We start from the raw sequence: 19,464 nt of genomic DNA, 5'->3' as shown, positions 1-19,464 counted from the left end.
GGGGGAGTGCAGGCGATCCTTGACGAGTTCGACGAATACCTTGCCCTGCAATGCGGTCGGTCGGTGCACACCCGTCGTGCCTACCTGGGCGATCTAAGATCGCTCTTCGCGTTTCTCGCCGATCGCGGATCGAGTCTGGACGCACTAACCCTTTCGGTCCTGCGGTCTTGGCTGGCCGCGACGGCGGGAGCGGGCGCCGCCCGCACGACGCTGGCGCGGCGCACTTCGGCGGTTAAGGCATTCACCGCCTGGGCGGTGCGGCGCGGGCTACTGGCCGGTGATCCTGCGGCCCGGCTACAGGTGCCGAAGGCCCGTCGCACCTTGCCGGCGGTGCTGCGTCAGGATCAGGCGCTGCGCGCCATGGCGGCTGCCGAATCTGGTGCAGAGCAAGGTGATCCGCTAGCGCTGCGGGACCGGTTGATCGTCGAGCTGTTGTACGCCACCGGTATCCGGGTCAGCGAGCTGTGCGGCCTGGACGTCGACGACATCGACACCGGCCATCGGTTGGTTCGGGTGCTCGGCAAGGGCAACAAGCAGCGCACCGTCCCGTTCGGGCAGCCAGCCGCCGATGCGCTGCACGCCTGGCTGGTCGACGGCCGTCGCGCGCTGGTCACCGCGGAGTCCGGGCACGCGCTGCTGCTGGGTGCCCGGGGCCGGCGCCTTGACGTGCGGCAAGCACGCACTGCGGTGCACCAGACCGTGGCCGCGGTGGACGGCGCACCCGATATGGGGCCGCACGGGCTGCGGCACAGCGCGGCGACCCACCTGCTGGAAGGTGGCGCCGACCTGCGGGTGGTCCAGGAGCTGCTCGGTCATTCCAGCCTGGCGACCACGCAGCTGTACACCCACGTCGCGGTCGCCCGGTTGCGGGCGGTGCACGAGCGGGCCCATCCGCGGGCCTAGCCGTAGCGCAGGAGCGCGATGACCTCGGCGATGTCGCGCATTGCCGACGCGCGGCCAGCCCACTCGTCGAACACCGTCCAATAGCTGACACCGAACCGCCGCTGCCGCGCGGCGAGAGCCTCGGCCATCTGCTCGTGGGTACCGAGCAGCAGAAACGGCGACTCGAGGACCTGCTCGGGCGTGATCCCGCCCAAGGTGGCGGCCAGTTCGGCGGCCGCCGCGTTTCGGTCGTTGGTGCAGACCACCGCCTGGATCAGCGCGTTGAGCTCAATGGCTTCGAAGCGATCGCCGGCCGCGTGACGTACCACGGCGATCCGGTCGGCCAGGCCGTCGGCGTCGAAGTGGGTGAACCGGACCTGGGTGGCGTCGCGGTTGTGGCTGATCCCGGCCAGGCCGACAATGTCGGCGATGCGTCCGCCCAGCCGCAGCACCTCGGTCCCGTTGCCGCCCACTAGCAGGGGGACCCGGACCTTCGGCGGTGCCACCAGTGAGCCCGCTTCGGCGTGCACCCGGTAATGCTGCCCGTCGAAGTCGACGGGCTCCGCGTCCAGCAGCGCACGGATCAGGTGCGCCGATTCGATGAGCCGCGCCACCCGTGTTGCCCCGGAATCGAAGGTAATGCCGGCGGCGTCGTATTCGGACCTCCGGTGTCCGGCGCCCAGTCCCAGTTCGAAGCGGCCTTCGGCGAGGGTTGCCACACCGGCCGCCTCTCGAGCGGTGTCCACGGGATGGCGAAAGTCGTTGTTGAGCACCAATGTGCCGGTATGCAGTCGTTGCGTGGCCATCGCCGCGGCGGTCGCGCCTGCGAACGGCGAAACCGAAGGCACCAGGTGGTCCGGGAAGGCCAGCACGTCGAACCCGGCGGCCTCGACAGCCTGCGCGAAGGCGCGCATCTGGGTGCCCGCGCGGGGCAACGGTGCCGCCAACCCGAAACGTAGCCGACGTGTATGGTGAGCGGTGCTGGCAACGGTCATGGAGTCGACGGTAGCCGCGAAGCCGGCATCGATTGTGCGGTGGCGGTTCGGGCCGGCAGGACCCCGAATATCGAGCTGTGGGTAACGCGCCGACTTCCTTCAGGTGAACGGTAGCTGGCCGGGAATCAAACATTCGGCTCCGGTCACAGCAAATGCGTCTCGTTTGTAAGCACTTACCCAGAAACGCTGGTGCGGCCGATGTCAAGCCGCCAAAATCCAGCTATCAGGGATGAGGGCACAGGATGGACTGGCTTGTTCGACGACCGGGGCCGCTGTCAGCGATCAGCGATCTGAGGCTGGCGATTCAAGACCAGTTCGTGACCGCATCACGTACCACTGCCTATTCGGGTGGGGCGCGTAACCACGCCGTGATCCCGGCCGGCTAGGGAGGGATGGGCGTTGGACTTTGGGGTGTTGCCGCCCGAGATCAACTCCGGTCGAATGTACGCAGGTCCGGGATCGGGGCCCATGATGGCCGCCGCGGCGGCCTGGGATAGTTTGGCGGCTGAATTGGGCTTGGCCGCCGGCGGCTACCGGTTGGCTATCTCGGAGCTGACCGGTGCGTACTGGGCGGGGCCCGCAGCGGCGTCGATGGTGGCCGCGGTCACGCCTTATGTGGCGTGGCTCAGCGCCACCGCCGGTCAGGCTGAACAGGCGGGCATGCAGGCCAGAGCGGCCGCGGCAGCCTATGAGCTGGCGTTTGCGATGACGGTGCCCCCGCCGGTGGTCGTTGCCAACCGCGCGCTGTTGGTGGCGCTGGTCGCGACCAACTTTTTCGGGCAGAACACCCCGGCGATCGCGGCCACCGAGGCCCAATACGCCGAGATGTGGGCCCAAGACGCTGCCGCCATGTACGCCTATGCGGGCTCCGCGGCAATCGCCACGGAGTTGACCCCGTTCACCGCGGCGCCAGTGACTACCAGCCCTGCCGCGCTGGCCGGCCAGGCGGCGGCGACGGTATCGTCGACGGTCCCACCGCTGGCCACCACCGCCGCGGTGCCCCAACTGTTGCAGCAACTCTCGTCGACGTCACTGATCCCGTGGTACTCGGCATTGCAGCAATGGCTCGCGGAGAATCTTCTCGGTCTCACGCCTGACAACAGGATGACGATCGTTCGGTTGCTGGGCATCAGCTACTTCGACGAAGGGCTACTGCAATTCGAGGCTTCGCTCGCCCAGCAAGCGATCCCGGGCACCCCGGGCGGCGCCGGTGACTCGGGATCCTCGGTGCTTGACAGCTGGGGTCCAACCATCTTCGCCGGCCCGCGGGCGAGCCCAAGTGTGGCAGGCGGCGGTGCTGTTGGCGGGGTTCAGACGCCCCAGCCGTACTGGTACTGGGCACTAGACCGAGAAAGCATTGGCGGATCGGTATCGGCCGCTTTGGGGAAGGGGAGCTCGGCTGGTTCATTGTCGGTGCCACCCGATTGGGCCGCCCGCGCTCGATGGGCAAACCCAGCGGCCTGGCGGTTGCCGGGCGACGATGTCACCGCCCTGCGCGGCACCGCGGAAAACGCCCTGCTTCGGGGATTTCCGATGGCCAGCGCCGGCCAGAGCACCGGCGGCGGCTTCGTTCACAAATACGGGTTCCGCTTGGCGGTAATGCAGCGTCCGCCCTTCGCTGGATAGCGGCTTGAGCCGTATCGGTGTGGACTTCAGCAGGCCCAGCGGATCGACATAGTTGGCGCCCGAAGCCGGGCCCCACATCGCCCCCCAGTGCAGACAGGCGGCGGCCTGGCACCCGGGGTGCCCGGCCGCCAGCGCGCCGATCACGGTGGGCGCCGACACCGGCTGACCGACCCGGACCTGGGCGACTACCGGCTCGTAGCTGGTGCGTAGCCCACCCGGGTGGGCCAGTGAAACCACCGGCCGTCCCGCGAGCAGCCCGGCGAATACGACCGTCGCGCTGCCGGCCGCGTAAACCGGCTGACCGGGGCGCCCGGCCAGGTCGACACCGCGGTGCCCCGGATTCCAATTGGGCGATGCGGCGTCGAACTGCCGGACTACCGCCGGCGGCGGCCGCAGCGGCCAGCCCAGCCGGGAGTCGTCGGCATGGGCCGGCGCCGCACCAAGCAGCGACCAGCAAAGGATCAGTACGCTGCGGCTCAGAACCCTCCGCACCTTTGCAGTGCAGCGCCGCGCGGGCGATTTGGCCAATCGCCGCCGCCCGTTTTGTGGACAATGTCGTCGCTGTGGATTCCGCTGCCGGGAAAATCACCAGCTGGGTCGGTGTAAACTACTCGGCGCAGCTCGCATCGGCGGGCTGACTTCGCGTGTCTGCACCGCGGCCCGCCTTTCCGGGATCCGCAACAGCATGCCGGGGCGGTCCCGCGGCGGTTCCCTTCGGGGATTTCCTCCCGGGTCCGGCATCGCGGCAGACGCCAGGGCCCGGCTTCAGCCGATGCCGGGCGAACAACCGACACATGAGTAAGGCATAGGTATGGCCGTAGTCACCATGAAGCAGCTGCTTGACAGCGGCACCCACTTCGGGCATCAGACCCGTCGCTGGAATCCCAAGATGAAGCGTTTCATCTTCACCGACCGCAACGGCATCTACATCATCGACCTGCAGCAGACGTTGACCTTCATCGATAAGGCGTACGAGTTCGTGAAAGAGACCGTCGCTCACGGTGGGTCGGTGCTCTTCGTCGGCACAAAGAAGCAGGCGCAGGAGTCGGTGGCCGCCGAAGCCACCCGGGTCGGCATGCCGTATGTGAACCAGCGCTGGCTGGGAGGCATGCTCACCAACTTCTCCACCGTGCATAAGCGGCTGCAACGCCTCAAGGAGCTTGAGGCGATGGAGCAGACCGGTGGCTTCGAGGGCCGCACCAAGAAGGAAATCTTGGGATTGACCCGCGAGAAGAACAAGCTCGAGCGCAGCCTCGGCGGCATCCGCGACATGGCCAAGGTGCCGTCGGCGATCTGGGTCGTCGACACGAACAAAGAGCACATTGCCGTCGGTGAGGCCCGCAAACTGGGCATCCCGGTCATCGCGATCCTTGACACGAACTGCGACCCCGACGAGGTCGACTACCCAATCCCAGGCAACGACGACGCGATCCGCTCGGCCGCGCTGCTGACTAGGGTGATCGCTTCCGCGGTCGCCGAGGGCCTGCAGGCCCGTGCCGGACTGGGGCGCGCCGACGGCAAGCCGGAGGCCGAAGCCGCCGAGCCGCTGGCCGAATGGGAGCAAGAGCTGCTGGCCTCGGCGACAGCTTCGGCAACGCCATCAGCAACCGCGTCAACAACTGCCCTCACCGACGCCCCCGCAGGCGCAACCGAACCAACCACAGATGCATCCTAGGAAAGGCTGATATGGCGAACTTCACTGCCGCTGACGTCAAGCGGCTGAGGGAGCTGACCGGCGCCGGCATGCTCGCCTGTAAGAACGCGCTGGCCGAAACCGACGGGGACTTCGACAAGGCCGTCGAGGCGCTGCGGATCAAGGGCGCTAAGGATGTCGGCAAGCGTGCCGAGCGGGCTACGGCCGAGGGCTTGGTGGCGGCCAAGGACGGCGCGCTGATCGAGCTCAACTGCGAGACTGACTTTGTTGCCAAGAACGCGGAGTTCCAAACGCTGGCCGACCAAGTGGTCGCGGCGGCGGCAGCAGCTAAGCCCGCCGACGTCGACGCGCTCAAGGGTGCCAGCATCGGCGACAAGACCGTCGAGCAGGCGATCGCCGAGCTGTCGGCCAAGATCGGCGAGAAGCTCGAGCTGCGTCGTGTGGCGATTTTCGACGGGACCGTGGAAGCCTACCTGCATCGACGTTCCGCTGACCTGCCGCCAGCGGTGGGTGTACTGGTCGAGTACCGCGGCGACGACGCGGCCGCCGCGCACGCCGTTGCGTTGCAAATCGCCGCGCTGCGGGCGCGGTACCTGTCCCGCGACGACGTGCCTGAAGACATCGTGGCCAGCGAACGCCGCATCGCCGAGGAGACGGCAAGGGCCGAGGGCAAGCCGGAGCAGGCGCTGCCCAAGATTGTCGAGGGCCGGCTGAACGGCTTCTTCAAGGATGCGGTGCTGCTTGAGCAGGCGTCGGTGTCCGACAATAAGAAGACCGTCAAGGCCCTGCTCGACGTGGCCGGCGTGACGGTGACACGGTTCGTCCGCTTCGAGGTGGGCCAGGCTTAGCCGGGTATGTCGCGCGTACACGCTTTCGTTGACGATGCCCTTGGTGACCTCGACGCGGTCGCCCTCGCCGACGCCATCCGATCAGGTCGAGTGGGTCGGGCAGACGTCGTCGAGGCCGCCATCGCCCGCGCCGAAGCCGTTAACCCGGCACTGAACGCGTTGGCGTATGCGGCTTTCGACGTGGCGCGAGACGCGGCCGCGATGGGTACGGGCCAGGAAGCGTTCTTCAGTGGAGTGCCGACCTTCATCAAGGACAACGTCGACGTTGCCGGACAGCCGTCGATGCATGGCACCGACGCGTGGGAACCATACGCGGCCGTCGCCGACAGCGAGATAACCCGGGTGGTGCTGGGCACCGGGCTGGTGTCCCTGGGTAAGACGCAGTTGTCGGAATTCGGCTTCAGCGCCGTGGCCGAACACCCTCGGCTGGGACCGGTCCGTAATCCGTGGAATACCGACTACACAGCGGGTGCCTCCTCATCGGGATCGGGCGCCTTGGTGGCAGCCGGCGTGGTGCCGATCGCGCACGCCAACGACGGCGGCGGCTCGATCCGTATTCCGGCCGCCTGCAACGGGTTGGTCGGGCTCAAGCCGTCGCGCGGCCGGTTGCCGCTGGAGCCGGAGTATCGCAGGTTGCCGGTGGGCATCGTCGCCAATGGCGTCCTGACCCGCACGGTACGCGACACCGCAGCCTTCTACCGCGAGGCCGAGCGCCTTTGGCGTAACCACCAGCTGCCGCCGGTCGGGGACGTCACAAGCCCCGTTAAGCAGCGGCTGAGGATTGCCGTAGTAACCCGCTCGGTTCTGCGCGAGGCCAGCCCCGAAGTGCGGCAGCTGACGCTGAAGTTGGCAGGGCTGCTCGAGGAACTAGGTCACCGGGTAGAACACGTCGACCACCCACCGGCACCGGCCAGTTTCGTGGACGATTTCGTGCTCTATTGGGGGTTCTTGGCCCTGGCGCAAGTGCGCAGCGGCCGGCGCACATTCGGCAGGACGTTCGACCCTACCCGGCTGGACGAACTGACTTTGGGGCTGGCCCGCCATACCGGCCGCAACCTGCACCGGCTGCCGTTGGCGATCATGCGTCTGCGCATGCTACGGCGGCGCAGCGTGCGGTTCTTCGGTACCTACGACGTCTTGCTCACGCCAACGGTCGCGGAGGCCACTCCGCAGGTCGGATACCTTGCGCCTACCGACTATCAGACGGTGCTCGACCGGCTGAGCAGCTGGGTCGTGTTCACGCCAGTGCAGAACGTCACGGGGGTGCCGGCGATTTCGCTACCGTTGGCTCAATCCGCGGACGGCATGCCCGTGGGCATGATGCTCTCGGCTGATACCGGGCGCGAGGCGCTGCTGCTGGAGCTGGCTTACGAACTCGAAGAGGCCCGGCCCTGGGCCCGGATCCACGCCCCAAATATCGCCGAGTAGCCCGCGTCCGGATCTAGTCGGACCCGAGCTTCTCCAGCATTCGTTTGAACTCGCGTTGCTGAGGCGCGGTCAGCCTGGCCAGGACGCGGGCATCGGCGGCGCGTACGACGGCCTCGGCGCGCTTCGCCAGGGCTCGGCCTCGAGCGGTCAATGTAGCCGGTAGCGAACGCCCGGAAGACACCGATGCGGGCCGGGCCACCGCACCGGCATCTTCCAGCTTGCGCAACACCGTGTTCATCGCCTGCGGTGTGACGCTTGCGTGCCGGGCCAATTCGGCGCTGGATAGTCCCGGTGACTGCGAAAGCATTCTCAGGCAGACGAACTCAGGCAGCGTCAGGCCGAGTGGACTGAGCGCAGCGGAAACCTCTGGCCGCAGTACGGCTCCCACCCGGTAGAGCAGATAGCCCAGCGGGGCGTCATCGGCTAGACCCATGTCAAGGATACTGACACATGTGCCGGGCCGAACGGTAAATCGTTCCTATGCGCTCCCGGCGCTTGTGGGCAGTGCCGCCGGTCGTTTGAGCGGGAACCATAGCCACGGGCGTGAAGCCTACATCGCATTGCCGCAGTGGGCGTGTTCTCGGCAGCCTTCGACACCGCCGTTGCAAACACCTGGGCGCATTAACGCGCTGTGGAGTCTTCGGCCGGTGCTGCCGATGCCCGGAAGGGGCTGTCAGCTGTTGCGTTTGGGTGGTCGTTGGTTGTCGGTGGTGTGTTGTAGGAACGGAAGTATGAATCTGGTGGTGTGGGCTGAGGGCAACGGTGTGGCGCGGGTTATTGCGTATCGCTGGTTGCGTGTCGGGCGGTTGCCGGTTCCCGCCCGCAGGGTTGGGCGAGTGATTCTTGTCGACGAGCCAGCCGGGCAGCCGGGGCGGTGGGGGCGGACGGCGGTGTGTGCGCGGTTGTCGTCGGCTGATCAGAAGGTGGATCTGGATCGGCAAGTGGTAGGCGTGACCGCGTGGGCCACGGCGGAACAGATACCCGTCGGCAAGGTCGTTACTGAAGTCGGGTCGGCGCTGTACGGGCGCCGCCGCACGTTCCTTACGCTGCTGGGTGATCCGACGGTGAGGCGGATTGTGATGAAACGTCGGGACCGGTTGGGGCGGTTCGGCTTTGAGTGTGTACAGGCGGTGCTGGCCGCTGACGGCCGTGAGCTGGTTGTGGTCGATTCGGCCGATGTCGATGACGACGTTGTGGGCGATATCACCGAGATCTTGACGTCGATATGTGCGCGGCTCTACGGCAAACGCGCTGCTGGCAACCGTGCTGCGCGTGCCGTGGCCGCGGCGGCACGCGCCGGGGGACACGAGGCTAGGTGATGGCGCGCTTAAAGGTGCCTGAGGGGTGGTGTGTGCAGGCGTTTCGGTTCACGCTGAACCCGACCCAGACGCAAGCTGCCAGCTTGGCGCGCCATTTTGGTGCTCGCCGTAAGGCATTCAACTGGACCGTCACGGCGCTTAAAGCCGACATCAAGGCGTGGCGCGCGGATGGCACCGAGTCGGCGAAGCCGTCGCTGCGGGTGTTGCGCAAACGGTGGAACACGGTCAAAGACCAGGTGTGTGTCAACGCGCAGACCGGGCAGGTGTGGTGGCCGGAATGCTCGAAAGAGGCCTATGCCGATGGCATCGCGGGCGCGGTCGATGCGTATTGGAACTGGCAGAGCTGCCGTGCCGGGAAACGGGCTGGCAAAACAGTAGGCGTTCCCCGGTTTAAGAAGAAGGGACGCGACGCCGATCGCGTGTGCTTCACGACCGGTGCGATGCGTGTGGAGCCCGACCGCCGCCACCTCACCTTGCCGGTGATCGGCACCATCCGTACGTACGAGAACACCCGCCGGGTTGAGCGGCTCATCGCCAAAGGTCGGGCGCGGGTGCTGGCGATCACCGTGCGCCGCAACGGCACCCGCCTGGATGCGAGCGTGCGGGTGCTCGTCCAACGCCCCCAACAGCGGCGTGTGGCGCTTCCTGATTCACGGGTGGGTGTCGACGTTGGTGTGCGGCGTTTGGCCACTGTTGCAGACGCTGAGGGCACGGTGCTTGAACAAGTGCCGAATCCTCGCCCGCTTGATGCTGCGTTGCGCGGGTTGCGCCGCGTCAGCCGCGCACGCTCACGCTGCACGAAAGGCTCACGCCGCTACTGTGAGCGCACCACCGAACTGTCCCGGCTGCACCGTCGGGTCAACGATGTCCGTACCCACCACCTGCACGTGCTGACAACACGATTGGCCAAAACCCACGGCCGTATCGTTGTCGAAGGTCTGGATGCGGCGGGAATGCTGCGGCAAAAGGGACTGCCGGGGGCGCGCGCCAGACGGCGCGCACTGTCTGATGCAGCCCTGGCAACCCCGCGCCGTCACCTGTCCTACAAGACAGGCTGGTACGGATCGAGTCTGGTGGTCGCCGACCGCTGGTTCCCATCGTCGAAAACCTGCCATGCCTGCCGGCATGTGCAAGACATCGGCTGGGACGAAATATGGCAATGCGACGGCTGTTCGATCACGCACCAACGTGACGACAACGCCGCGATCAACCTCGCACGCTACGAGGAACCACCTAGCGTCGTCGGCCCAGTTGGGGCCGCCGTCAAGCGTGGAGCCGACCGTAAGACCGGGCCTGGCCCGGCCGGGTGGCCGTGAAGCGCGGAAGGCAACCGGCCACCCGGCCGGCGAACAACCCCGAGACGGGGTGCAAGTCAAGTGACCACTAAAGATCACTCACTTGCAACGGTTTAGTATCGATTCGCTGATGATCCAGCGCGGCTGCGGTGGCGTCACCGCCATATAACCCACACCGCGAACGGTGTCGATCATCGATTCGTGCTCGGCTCCGAGCTTTGCGCGCAGTCGTCGTACGTGAACATCGACGGTACGAATGCGACCATGGCACTCATAGCCCCACACCTCACGCATGAGCCGAGTCCGGGTGAACGCCCGACCGGCATGCTGCACAAGGAAATTCATGAGTTTGAATTCGGTGAGCGTCAGCCCCAGGTCCCGGTCGCCCAGCGACGCGGTGTAGCTGGCTGGGTGAAGGACGAGGTCCCCGAATTGCAGTGTGCCCGCTAGCGTGCTCCGTCGACGTGTGATCGCCAACCGCAACCGTGCCTGCAGCTCGGCCCCGCCGGCCGCGTTCAACAGCACGTCATCGAATATCCAATCGCCGTCCACTGCCACAAAGTTGGCCGGCGCAACAACAGCCACCACGGCAAGGGCTGGTGCGCTAGTCGTCAGCCGGCGGCACACCCGGCGAGCGGCCGCCAAGTCGGCGCGCGCGTCAATGATCGCGACATCGGCGTCCGCACCCTTGGCCGCGCCCGGGTCGTCCAGCGGTGCGCGCTGCACCGACTGCGCGAACGACTCCAGCTCCGGCAGAGCCGATTCAAGATCGGCTTCATCGGTAAGAAGTAGAACTTCCAAGAGATATCTCCAAACTTCATGAGGGTGCCACTTCCCCGTCGTGGGGCCCGTAGGCATCCCTCGCGGAGATGTCTGCCGGTACCCCTGGGTACCCGGTTCAGAACAGAACTATTCCAACTTTGTTGCTCGAGCGATGCTCACACCTTGAGATAGTCGACGGGCCTGGCCTCGGCCGGCCCCTCGTTGTTGCGTGACTAACGCACCCCGCCCACGCCGGAGCGCGGCTATTGAGGCAGGATGTGAGATGCCGTCCTGGTGGTGCCGGGATGGCACTGTCGTGCGAGGAGTCAGATGACAGAGCCCGATGTCGCCGGCGCGCCGGCTTCGAAGCCGGAGCCTGCGAGCACTGGCGCCGCGTCGGCGGCTCAGCTGTCCGGGTACTCGCGAGTGTTGCTCAAGCTCGGCGGGGAAATGTTCGGCGGAGGCCAGGTCGGGCTGGATCCCGATGTCGTCGCGCAGGTGGCCCGCCAGATCGCCGATGTGGTGCGCGGCGGCGTCCAGATCGCCGTCGTGATCGGCGGCGGCAACTTTTTCCGGGGCGCACAGCTGCAGCAGCTCGGTATGGAGCGCACCAGGTCGGACTATATGGGAATGCTCGGCACTGTCATGAACAGCCTTGCACTGCAAGACTTCCTGGAGAAGGAAGGCATCGTTACCCGAGTCCAGACCGCGATCACCATGGGCCAGGTGGCCGAACCGTACCTGCCGTTGCGGGCCGTCCGCCACCTGGAGAAGGGACGGGTGGTGATCTTCGGTGCCGGCATGGGGCTGCCGTACTTTTCGACGGATACCACCGCAGCGCAGCGTGCGCTGGAGATCGGTGCCGACGTGGTCTTGATGGCCAAAGCGGTCGACGGTGTGTTTGCTGAGGATCCGCGGGTGAACCCCGAGGCCGAACTGCTCACCGCCGTCAGTCATCGTGAGGTCCTCGACCGCGGGCTGCGAGTAGCCGACGCCACCGCGTTCAGCCTTTGCATGGACAATGGCATGCCGATCCTGGTGTTCAACCTGCTGACCGATGGCAATATCGCCCGTGCTGTTCGGGGTGAGAAGATCGGAACGCTGGTCACCACCTAAGGGGACTACGCGCTGCTTCGCGCCGGCGACGATGCAGAGCGCAGCGATGAGGAGGAGCGGCGCAGATGGTTGGCGCCGGCGACGATGCAGAGCGCAGCGATGAGGAGGAGCGGCGCAGATGGTTGGCGCCGGCGACGATGCAGAGCGCAGCGATGAGGAGGAGCGGCGCAGATGGTTGGCGCCGGCGACGATGCAGAGCGCAGCGATGAGGAGGAGCGGCGCAGATGATTGATGAGGCTCTCTTCGACGCCGAAGAGAAAATGGAGAAGGCTGTGGCGGTGGCACGTGACGACCTGTCAACTATCCGTACCGGCCGCGCCAACCCTGGCATGTTCTCTCGGATCACCATCGACTACTACGGTGCGGCCACCCCGATCACGCAACTGGCCAGCATCAATGTCCCCGAGGCGCGGCTAGTCGTGATAAAGCCGTATGAAGCCAATCAGTTGCGCGCTATCGAGACTGCAATTCGCAACTCCGACCTTGGAGTGAATCCCACCAACGACGGCGCCCTTATTCGCGTGGCCGTACCGCAGCTCACCGAAGAACGTCGGCGAGAGCTGGTCAAACAGGCAAAGCATAAGGGGGAGGAGGCCAAGGTTTCGGTGCGTAATATCCGTCGCAAAGCGATGGAGGAACTCCATCGCATCCGTAAGGAAGGCGAGGCCGGCGAGGATGAGGTCGGTCGCGCAGAAAAGGATCTCGACAAGACCACGCACCAATACGTCACCCAAATTGATGAGCTGGTTAAACACAAAGAAGGCGAGCTGCTGGAGGTCTAGCGGCCGCTCAGCAACAAAATCCGTGACAACCAACGATGCCGGCACCGGAAACCCCGCCGAGCAGCCGGCGCGTGGTGCTAAACAGCAGCCGGCGACCGAAACGTCCCGCGCCGGCCGTGATTTGCGCGCAGCGATCGTGGTGGGCCTTTCCATAGGCCTAGTCCTCATCGCGGTGCTGGTGTTCGTTCCGCGCGTTTGGGTTGCCATCGTGGCCGTCGCCACCTTGGTCGCTACCCATGAGGTGGTGCGGAGGTTGCGGGAAGCGGGCTATCTCATCCCGGTTATCCCGTTGCTGATTGGCGGGCAGGCCGCGGTGTGGCTGACCTGGCCGTTCGGCGCGGTCGGCGCATTGGCGGGCTTTGGTGGCATGGTCGTTGTCTGCATGATTTGGCGACTGTTCATGCAGGACAGCGTGACGCGCCCGACGACCGGCGGTGCACCGTCGCCGGGAAACTACTTGTCCGACGTCTCGGCCACGGTCTTCCTGGCCGTGTGGGTCCCATTGTTCTGCTCTTTCGGCGCAATGCTGGTCTACCCGGAAAATGGCTCGGGATGGGTGTTCTGCATGATGATCGCGGTCATCGCTTCCGATGTCGGCGGCTACGCCGTGGGGGTGCTGTTTGGCAAGCATCCGATGGTTCCGACGATCAGCCCGAAGAAGTCGTGGGAGGGCTTTGCCGGTTCGCTGGTGTGCGGGATCACCGCAACGATCATCACCGCGACTTTCCTGGTCGGCAAAACGCCGTGGATTGGTGCACTGCTCGGCGTGCTTTTCGTGCTCACCACCGCGCTGGGCGACCTGGTGGAGTCGCAGGTCAAACGTGACCTCGGCATCAAAGACATGGGCCGCCTGCTACCCGGCCACGGCGGTCTGATGGACCGGCTCGACGGCATACTGCCTTCCGCGGTGGCGGCCTGGATAGTCCTCACACTGCTGCCCTGACAACGGCGATACTGGACAGGTCATGGTCCCCGAGTTGATGTTCGATGAGCCGCGTCCGGGTCGGCCGCCGCGGCACCTGGCCGATCTCGACGCGGCGGGCCGAGCGTCTGCCGTCGCGGAGCTGGGGCTGCCGGCGTTTCGGGCCAAGCAGCTTGCACACCAGTACTACGGTCGGCTGATCGCCGATCCGCGTCAGATGACCGACCTTCCGGCGGCCGTTCGCGACCGGATCGCCGGAGCGATGTTCCCGAACTTGCTTACCGCGTCCGCCGACATCACCTGCGATGCCGGCCAGACTCGAAAGACGTTGTGGCGGGCCGTCGACGGTACCATGTTCGAATCGGTGCTGATGCGCTATTCGCGGCGCAACACGGTCTGCATTTCCTCGCAGGCCGGCTGCGGCATGGCTTGCCCGTTCTGTGCCACTGGCCAGGGCGGATTGACTCGCAACCTATCGACGGCGGAGATCCTCGAGCAGGTGCGTGCCGGCGCCGCGGCGTTGCGCGACGACTTCGGCGATCGGTTGTCGAATGTGGTGTTCATGGGTATGGGGGAGCCGCTGGCCAACTACGCCAGGGTGTTGGCCGCAGTTCAGCGCATTACCGCGCGGCCGCCGTCCGGTTTCGGGATTTCGGCCCGCGCGGTGACGGTGTCGACGGTGGGTCTGGCCCCTGCTATCCGCAACCTTGCCGACGCGCGGCTCGGCGTGACCCTGGCGCTGTCGCTGCACGCCCCCGACGACGGGTTGCGCGATACACTAGTTCCGGTCAACAACCGGTGGAGGATCAGCGAAGCGCTCGATGCGGCCCGGTACTACGCCAATGTGACCGGGCGACGGGTGTCTATTGAGTACGCGCTGATCCGTGATGTCAACGACCAACCGTGGCGGGCCGACTTGCTGGGAAAGCGACTGCATCGTGTTCTCGGGCCGTTGGCGCACGTGAACCTGATCCCGCTGAACCCGACTCCGGGCAGTGATTGGGATGCCAGCCCCAAGCCGGTTGAGCGTGAATTCGTCAAACGGGTTCGGGCGAAAGGAGTTTCCTGCACGGTACGAGACACCCGTGGGCGGGAGATCAGCGCCGCCTGCGGACAGCTGGCCGCCGTAGGCGGGTAGCTGGAGCGCAGGCGAATCAGCCAGCGCTGCGGACAGCTGGCCGCCGTAGGCGGGTAGCTGGAGCGCAGGCGAATCAGCCAGCGCTGCGGACAGCTGGCCGCCGTAGGCGGGTAGCTGGAGCGCAGGCGAATCAGCCAGCGCTGCGGACAGCTGGCCGCGAGCGCAGGGGGCGCCGGGATGTACTGAACCGTCACGGAGCGTATTACGTCATTAGGTCAAAACACGAACAAGTGAGGTCTGTCATGAGTCTTCGCCTGGTGTCCCCGATCAAGGCGTTTGCGGACGGCATTGTGGCCGTTGCTATCGCGGTTGTCCTGATGTTCGGTCTGGCCAATACACCGCGAGCGGTGGCAGCCGATGAACGTCTGCAGTTCACCGCAACCACGCTCAGCGGTGCCCCCTTCGATGGCGCAAGCCTGCAAGGCAAGCCGGCGGTGTTGTGGTTCTGGACGCCGTGGTGCCCGTTCTGCAACGCAGAAGCCCCCAGCCTCAGCCAGGTAGCGGCCGCTAATCCGGCGGTCACCTTCGTCGGAATCGCCACCCGCGCCGACGTCGGGGCGATGCAGAGCTTTGTCTCGAAGTACAACCTGAATTTCACCAACCTCAATGACGCCGATGGTGTGATCTGGGCCCGCTACAACGTGCCTTGGCAACCGGCATTTGTGTTCTATCGCGCGGACGGCACATCGACGTTCGTCAACAACCCCACCGCGGCCATGTCTCAGGACGAGCTGTCCGGCCGGGTGGCTGCGCTGACGTCCTGACCCGGTGAACGAGGCGCTGATCGGTTTGGCGTTCGCCGCCGGGTTGGTGGCTGCGCTGAACCCATGCGGGTTTGCCATGTTGCCGGCCTACCTGCTGTTGGTGGTGCATGGGCAGGATTCGGCGGGCCGGACGGGGCCGCTTAGCGCAGTGGGCCGAGCGGCAGCCGCCACGGTCGGGATGGCGCTGGGCTTCTTGACGGTGTTCGGCATCTTCGGAGCCCTGACCATTTCCGCGGCCACGGCGGTGCAGCGATACCTGCCCTATGCCACGGTGCTGATCGGTCTGGCGCTCATCGCCCTCGGCGGGTGGCTGCTGTTGGGACGAGGGCTGACGGCGTTGACGCCCCGATCCCTCGGCGTGCGTTGGGCTCCAACGGTACGGCTGGGTTCCATGTATGGCTACGGCATCAGCTATGCGGTTGCTTCGCTGTCATGCACCATCGGGCCATTTCTCGCGGTTACCGGGGCAGGCCTGCGGGGCGGTTCGGTCGTCGGGAGCGTAGCGATCTATCTGGCTTATGTCGCGGGCCTGACCCTCGTTGTCGGCGTGCTTGCCGTCGCGGCCGCGACCGCGAGCTCGGCGCTGGCCGACCGCCTACGGCGAATCTTGCCGTTCGTCAACCGGATCAGTGGCGCGCTGCTGGTGGTGGTCGGGCTGTACGTGGGTTACTACGGTCTCTACGAGCTGCGCCTGATTGCCGGTGTCGGGGCGAATCCCCAGGATGCGGTGATTGCCGCGGCCGGCCGCCTGCAAGGTGCCCTGGCTGGCTGGGTTAACCAGCACGGTGCATGGCCTTGGGCGGTGTTGCTGGTTGTGCTGGTGGTCGGTGCCTTCGCCGGTACCTGGTTTCGGCGGGTGCGGCGCTGACCGGGTCGGGCACACCGAACGGTGTGCTGGCTATCTGATCCAGCCGCGTCGTCGGCCCCACAAGTCGCGCGCCAAGACGAACAGCACGACTGCGGCAAACGTGATCAGGAACCAGTCCTCGACGTGGCCGACGTGGTTGCCCCGCAGCATCGCCAGCAGGAAGCCGAAGATGCACAGGCCGACGATGTGCCAGGTGCGGTGATCGATCCGGCTCCACCCCCACGCTGCAGATGGAACCTCGGCGGTGTCGACCTCATGTTGCGAGCCGGCGAAGTGCTCCACCTCGGTACTTGCCACGGCGATTCCTCCGGTTGGACTGACGTCGAACTCCCACTGCCCGAACATTCTGGCACATGCTCAGTCGCTCTCGGGCGGGTCGGCGGCCTCCGCGGACGATTACGCCGGAGGCATTAGCACGCTGTCAATCATGTACACCGTCGCGTTGGCGGTAGACACCCCACCACAGACGACGTCGGCGTTACCGACCTTGAGGCTGTTACCCTGACCGGTCACCGTCACGCTGGCGCCCTGGAGGGTCTGACGGGTGCCGACGACGTTGGCCGGGCTGGTTTGGCCGGCCACTACGTGGTAGGTCAGGATGCTGGTCAGCAGTGACGAATTGGTCTTGAGCTCGTCGATCGTGGATGCCGGCAGCTTGCTAAATGCCGCGTTGGTCGGTGCGAACACCGTGTACTGACCGCTGTTGAGGGTGTCCACCAGGTTTACTTGCGGATTGAGCTGGCCCGACAGTGCAGCCGTCAGCGTTGTCAACTCCGGATTGTTCGAGGCCGCCACCGCGACCGGGTCCTGCGACATTCCCTGCACCGAGGCCGGCCCAGTGGGATTGGCTGCCGCGTATTCCGCGCAGCCCGGGCCCACCAGATCGCCTGCGGCCGCCGGCGGTGAGACAGCCACCGCCAGAGCCGCCAGGCCGGCCGCCGCGAAACTGGTTGCCGCAATTGTGTTCTTTACCTTCATGCCGTTCACTCCTTCGCTGCCGGAGACGGCGGCTTGTGCCGTCTCGCTACCCCCGACATGATTTCTTCGGAGCCGTCCGGGTCTTGGATGGATATTCATCCGTAGGTGAAGGAAAAAACCTGTAGCCCCTTGCTGGGCCGCACCTCAAGTGTTTCGGACGCCAGCCGATCGCCGGCGACCACCTGATGGGTGGTCGGCGGCCCGCTGATCGGTAGTGTGGCTGGCTTTCCGTCCCTCACGACCGTGAGGGTGCCGGTGCCACCGACAACGATGTAGACGTCTTTGGCGTGGTAATTCAATTTGATAGCGGCGTCGTTGCCGTCGGACGTGGCACCCTGATAGTCCAGCGCCCACCGGCCGCGCAGTGCAAAGCTGTTGGCTGCCAAACTGGGCGGGTAGTCAAACACGGCCGACCCTTCGTCATATGCGCCGCCGCCGCCGTAGTTGACCACCTTGCCGACTCCGAAGTACGTCTCGGGAGTAAGTGCGGCCCGCGGGGTAAGGTCGGGCGTGGTGGTGCTGCTGGGCTGGGGGAGTTTGACGCCGGGCTTGGCATCGTTGAGCAACTGCCTGACCAACGTCTCGGTGACGTTGTAATCGCCTTCTCCGAACTTGATGTGCCGCACCGTCCCGGTAGCGTCGATCAGATACTCGGCGGGCCAATAGCGATTCCGGTAGTTGGTCCAAGTGGCGTAGTTGTTGTCGAGCGCAATCGGATAGCTGATGCCCAGATTGGCCGCGCCTTTGGCGACGTTGCCCGGGACCTTCTCGAAAGCGTACTCGGGGGTGTGCACGCCGATGACCGCCAAACCACTGTCTTTGTAGGCCTGATACCAACCGACGACGTGGGGGATGGCCCGTTGGCAGTTAATGCAGGAGTAGGCCCAAAAGTCAATCAGCACCACCTTGCCACGCAATGATTTCAGGTCGATCGGCTTGTTGCCGGGCGTGTTGAGCCAGCCGGTGATGCCTTTGAGATCTGGTGCAGTGCCGCAGCTTTCGAGTTGTGCGGCCCCGTCGCTGCAATTCGACAGCTGTGCGTTCTGGGCGTTGACGATGCCGCCAAGGTTCAGTTGTTCCCGTATCTCCGTGCCGGTGCTGATCTGCTGCTGCAGCGATGCGGTGTAGTCAGGAATAGCCCGCTGCAGCGCGGCCGGCAGATCGAACACCAACGCCACCGCCAGCAGGATCGTCACGGAACCGGTGGCGATCCTGATCTCACGCTGGCGGCGCCGAAAAGCGCCCACCCGCTCAGCTATCCGTTGGCCGGCGAGGGCGAAGAACAACAACGGCAACGCGGCTCCGAGTGCGAATGTCGCGGTGAGCACGACGGTTCCCAACCCGATGGTGGCAGTAGCCCCGGCCACGACGATCGCAGCTAGAATCGGGCCGGCGCAGGGGACATACAACACGCCCAGGGCTAGACCCAGCCCGAAACCGTTGCTGCGAGTGACGATTTGCTTCTGCGGAATACGGGAGAACGGTTTTTCCAGAAGTTGTTCAAACCGCGGGAAAATGAGGCCGGCGCCGATTGCCACCAAGGCGACCAGTGCGGCCCAGCGGATGGCGTCCTGCGGTAGATGCAGCACTGACAGCAATGCCGAGCCGAGCAGGGTGACCATGCCGAAACTGAGCACCAGACCACCGATCACCCGGTAGGGCCGCAATGTCGCTGATAGCGCACGTTTGCGCCGGACTGCTACGGCGCCTTCGGGTTTCGCCACCTGCGCTGCATCGACGCTCTGCGCGCCGGAGAAGAAGATTACTGGCAGGACCGGCAGAATGCATGGTGATATTCCGGTGATGAGGCCGCCGAGGAAGCCGACTAGTGCGAGGGTCAACACATCGGTTATTCGTTGCCGTTTAGGTCTTGGATCTGCCGGGACGGCAACGAGTTGGCAGGACCGCTCACGCGAGCGCTGTTGACAGAGTCGGTTCACGTCGAACTCGCCACCCGTCAGATGCGAATGATAGCCACATCGGCCACACCATCGACGGCGTCGAAGTCGCCGTCGTGGGTCACGACCGGCACCCCTTGCGACGTGGCAACGGCAGCGGCCCTCACCGGACGGGACCGAGATCGTCGG

General features: G+C 65.7%; 18 protein-coding genes and 3 pseudogenes. 14 read left to right on the top strand and 7 right to left on the bottom strand.

The features are described 5' to 3' along the window. Positions 1–6: 6 nt before the first annotated feature. On the top strand, positions 7–903 hold the full coding sequence (locus FF952_RS15280; protein ID WP_003414689.1) for a tyrosine recombinase XerC: 897 nt from the start codon (positions 7–9) through the stop codon (positions 901–903). On the opposite strand, the gene FF952_RS15275 is transcribed toward FF952_RS15280, so the two are convergent. Next, positions 900–1,877, bottom strand: coding sequence for an LLM class F420-dependent oxidoreductase (locus FF952_RS15275; protein WP_003414686.1), 978 nt, complete (start codon positions 1,875–1,877; stop codon positions 900–902). The two genes, FF952_RS15280 and FF952_RS15275, sit on opposite strands and share 4 nt — an antisense overlap. Before the next feature lie 399 nt (positions 1,878–2,276). Between FF952_RS15275 and FF952_RS15270 the strand changes: the two genes are divergently transcribed. Next, positions 2,277–3,503 carry a PPE family protein gene (locus FF952_RS15270; RefSeq protein ID WP_003414680.1) on the top strand — a complete coding sequence of 409 codons (1,227 nt, stop codon included), beginning with the start codon at positions 2,277–2,279 and terminating at the stop codon, positions 3,501–3,503. 132 nt (positions 3,504–3,635) lie between these two features. Here FF952_RS15270 and FF952_RS15265 read toward each other — a convergent pair. After that, positions 3,636–3,995: pseudogene (locus tag FF952_RS15265) on the bottom strand (M23 family metallopeptidase); the annotation flags it as partial. Between the two features lie 319 nt (positions 3,996–4,314). On the opposite strand from FF952_RS15265, the gene rpsB reads away from it, so the two are divergent. The 3 genes from rpsB to FF952_RS15250 are packed head-to-tail and all read left to right on the top strand — an operon-like array spanning position 4,315 to position 7,433. After that, entirely contained in the window at positions 4,315–5,178 is an 864-nt protein-coding gene (gene rpsB, locus FF952_RS15260; protein ID WP_003899528.1) for a 30S ribosomal protein S2, read from the top strand. An 11-nt stretch (positions 5,179–5,189) separates the two neighbouring features. Beyond that, positions 5,190–6,005: a translation elongation factor Ts gene (gene tsf / locus FF952_RS15255; protein WP_003899527.1), complete on the top strand. Its 816-nt coding sequence runs from the start codon at positions 5,190–5,192 to the stop codon at positions 6,003–6,005. A gap of 6 nt (positions 6,006–6,011) precedes the next feature. Continuing rightward, positions 6,012–7,433, top strand: coding sequence for an amidase (locus tag FF952_RS15250; RefSeq protein WP_003414672.1), 1,422 nt, complete (start codon positions 6,012–6,014; stop codon positions 7,431–7,433). A gap of 13 nt (positions 7,434–7,446) precedes the next feature. Here the strand turns inward: FF952_RS15250 and FF952_RS15245 are convergent, their stop codons facing one another. Then, positions 7,447–7,866, bottom strand: coding sequence for a MarR family winged helix-turn-helix transcriptional regulator (locus FF952_RS15245; RefSeq protein WP_003899525.1), 420 nt, complete (start codon positions 7,864–7,866; stop codon positions 7,447–7,449). 298 nt (positions 7,867–8,164) lie between these two features. Here FF952_RS15245 and FF952_RS15240 point away from each other — a divergent pair, with 298 nt between their 5' ends. Together FF952_RS15240 and tnpB are read left to right on the top strand one after the other, a co-directional pair. After that, positions 8,165–8,752: an IS607-like element IS1539 family transposase gene (locus FF952_RS15240; RefSeq protein ID WP_003414668.1), complete on the top strand. Its 588-nt coding sequence runs from the start codon at positions 8,165–8,167 to the stop codon at positions 8,750–8,752. Beyond that, positions 8,752–10,132 (top strand): annotated as a pseudogene (gene tnpB, locus FF952_RS15235) (IS607 family element RNA-guided endonuclease TnpB). The gene FF952_RS15240 and the pseudogene tnpB overlap by 1 nt, the downstream one beginning before the upstream one ends. Before the next feature lie 14 nt (positions 10,133–10,146). Here tnpB and FF952_RS15230 read toward each other — a convergent pair. Then, the gene (locus FF952_RS15230; protein ID WP_003414666.1) at positions 10,147–10,905 is read right to left on the bottom strand and encodes a winged helix-turn-helix domain-containing protein; all 759 of its coding nucleotides are present in this window, start codon (positions 10,903–10,905) and stop codon (positions 10,147–10,149) included. A 234-nt stretch (positions 10,906–11,139) separates the two neighbouring features. Between FF952_RS15230 and pyrH the strand changes: the two genes are divergently transcribed. From pyrH to FF952_RS15200, 7 genes and pseudogenes are all read left to right on the top strand, one after another. After that, complete coding sequence (pyrH, locus tag FF952_RS15225) at positions 11,140–11,925, top strand: UMP kinase (RefSeq protein WP_003414665.1); 786 nt, start codon at positions 11,140–11,142, stop codon at positions 11,923–11,925. A 31-nt stretch (positions 11,926–11,956) separates the two neighbouring features. Continuing rightward, positions 11,957–12,030 (top strand): annotated as a pseudogene (locus FF952_RS21000) (hypothetical protein); the annotation flags it as partial. A gap of 119 nt (positions 12,031–12,149) precedes the next feature. After that, complete coding sequence (gene frr, locus FF952_RS15220; protein WP_003414663.1) at positions 12,150–12,707, top strand: ribosome recycling factor; 558 nt, start codon at positions 12,150–12,152, stop codon at positions 12,705–12,707. A gap of 22 nt (positions 12,708–12,729) precedes the next feature. Continuing rightward, a complete protein-coding gene (locus tag FF952_RS15215) occupies positions 12,730–13,650 on the top strand; it encodes a phosphatidate cytidylyltransferase (RefSeq protein ID WP_003414661.1) in 921 nt (306 codons plus the stop codon). Between the two features lie 22 nt (positions 13,651–13,672). Further along, on the top strand, positions 13,673–14,767 hold the full coding sequence (rlmN, locus tag FF952_RS15210) for a dual-specificity RNA methyltransferase RlmN (RefSeq protein ID WP_003904091.1): 1,095 nt from the start codon (positions 13,673–13,675) through the stop codon (positions 14,765–14,767). A gap of 242 nt (positions 14,768–15,009) precedes the next feature. After that, positions 15,010–15,531 (top strand): disulfide bond-forming protein DsbE, encoded by a 522-nt coding sequence (dsbE, locus tag FF952_RS15205; protein ID WP_003414654.1) that lies wholly within the window; start codon positions 15,010–15,012, stop codon positions 15,529–15,531. A 4-nt stretch (positions 15,532–15,535) separates the two neighbouring features. After that, positions 15,536–16,399: a cytochrome c biogenesis CcdA family protein gene (locus FF952_RS15200; RefSeq protein ID WP_003904947.1), complete on the top strand. Its 864-nt coding sequence runs from the start codon at positions 15,536–15,538 to the stop codon at positions 16,397–16,399. 30 nt (positions 16,400–16,429) lie between these two features. Here FF952_RS15200 and FF952_RS15195 read toward each other — a convergent pair whose 3' ends face one another. From FF952_RS15195 to FF952_RS15185, 3 genes are all read right to left on the bottom strand, one after another. Continuing rightward, positions 16,430–16,696, bottom strand: a complete 267-nt coding sequence (locus tag FF952_RS15195) for a DUF2631 domain-containing protein (protein WP_015456449.1) — start codon at positions 16,694–16,696, stop codon at positions 16,430–16,432. Between the two features lie 99 nt (positions 16,697–16,795). Beyond that, positions 16,796–17,377, bottom strand: coding sequence for a fasciclin domain-containing protein (locus tag FF952_RS15190; RefSeq protein ID WP_003414644.1), 582 nt, complete (start codon positions 17,375–17,377; stop codon positions 16,796–16,798). Positions 17,378–17,472: 95 nt separating this feature from the next. Further along, positions 17,473–19,221 carry a cytochrome c biogenesis protein DipZ gene (locus FF952_RS15185; RefSeq protein WP_003912869.1) on the bottom strand — a complete coding sequence of 583 codons (1,749 nt, stop codon included), beginning with the start codon at positions 19,219–19,221 and terminating at the stop codon, positions 17,473–17,475. Positions 19,222–19,464: the final 243 nt, after the last annotated feature.

The sequence above is a fragment of the Mycobacterium tuberculosis complex sp. N0072 genome (assembly GCF_030323725.1).
Classification (GTDB): domain Bacteria; phylum Actinomycetota; class Actinomycetes; order Mycobacteriales; family Mycobacteriaceae; genus Mycobacterium; species Mycobacterium tuberculosis.
This window is presented reverse-complemented; position numbering and strand designations above follow the sequence as displayed.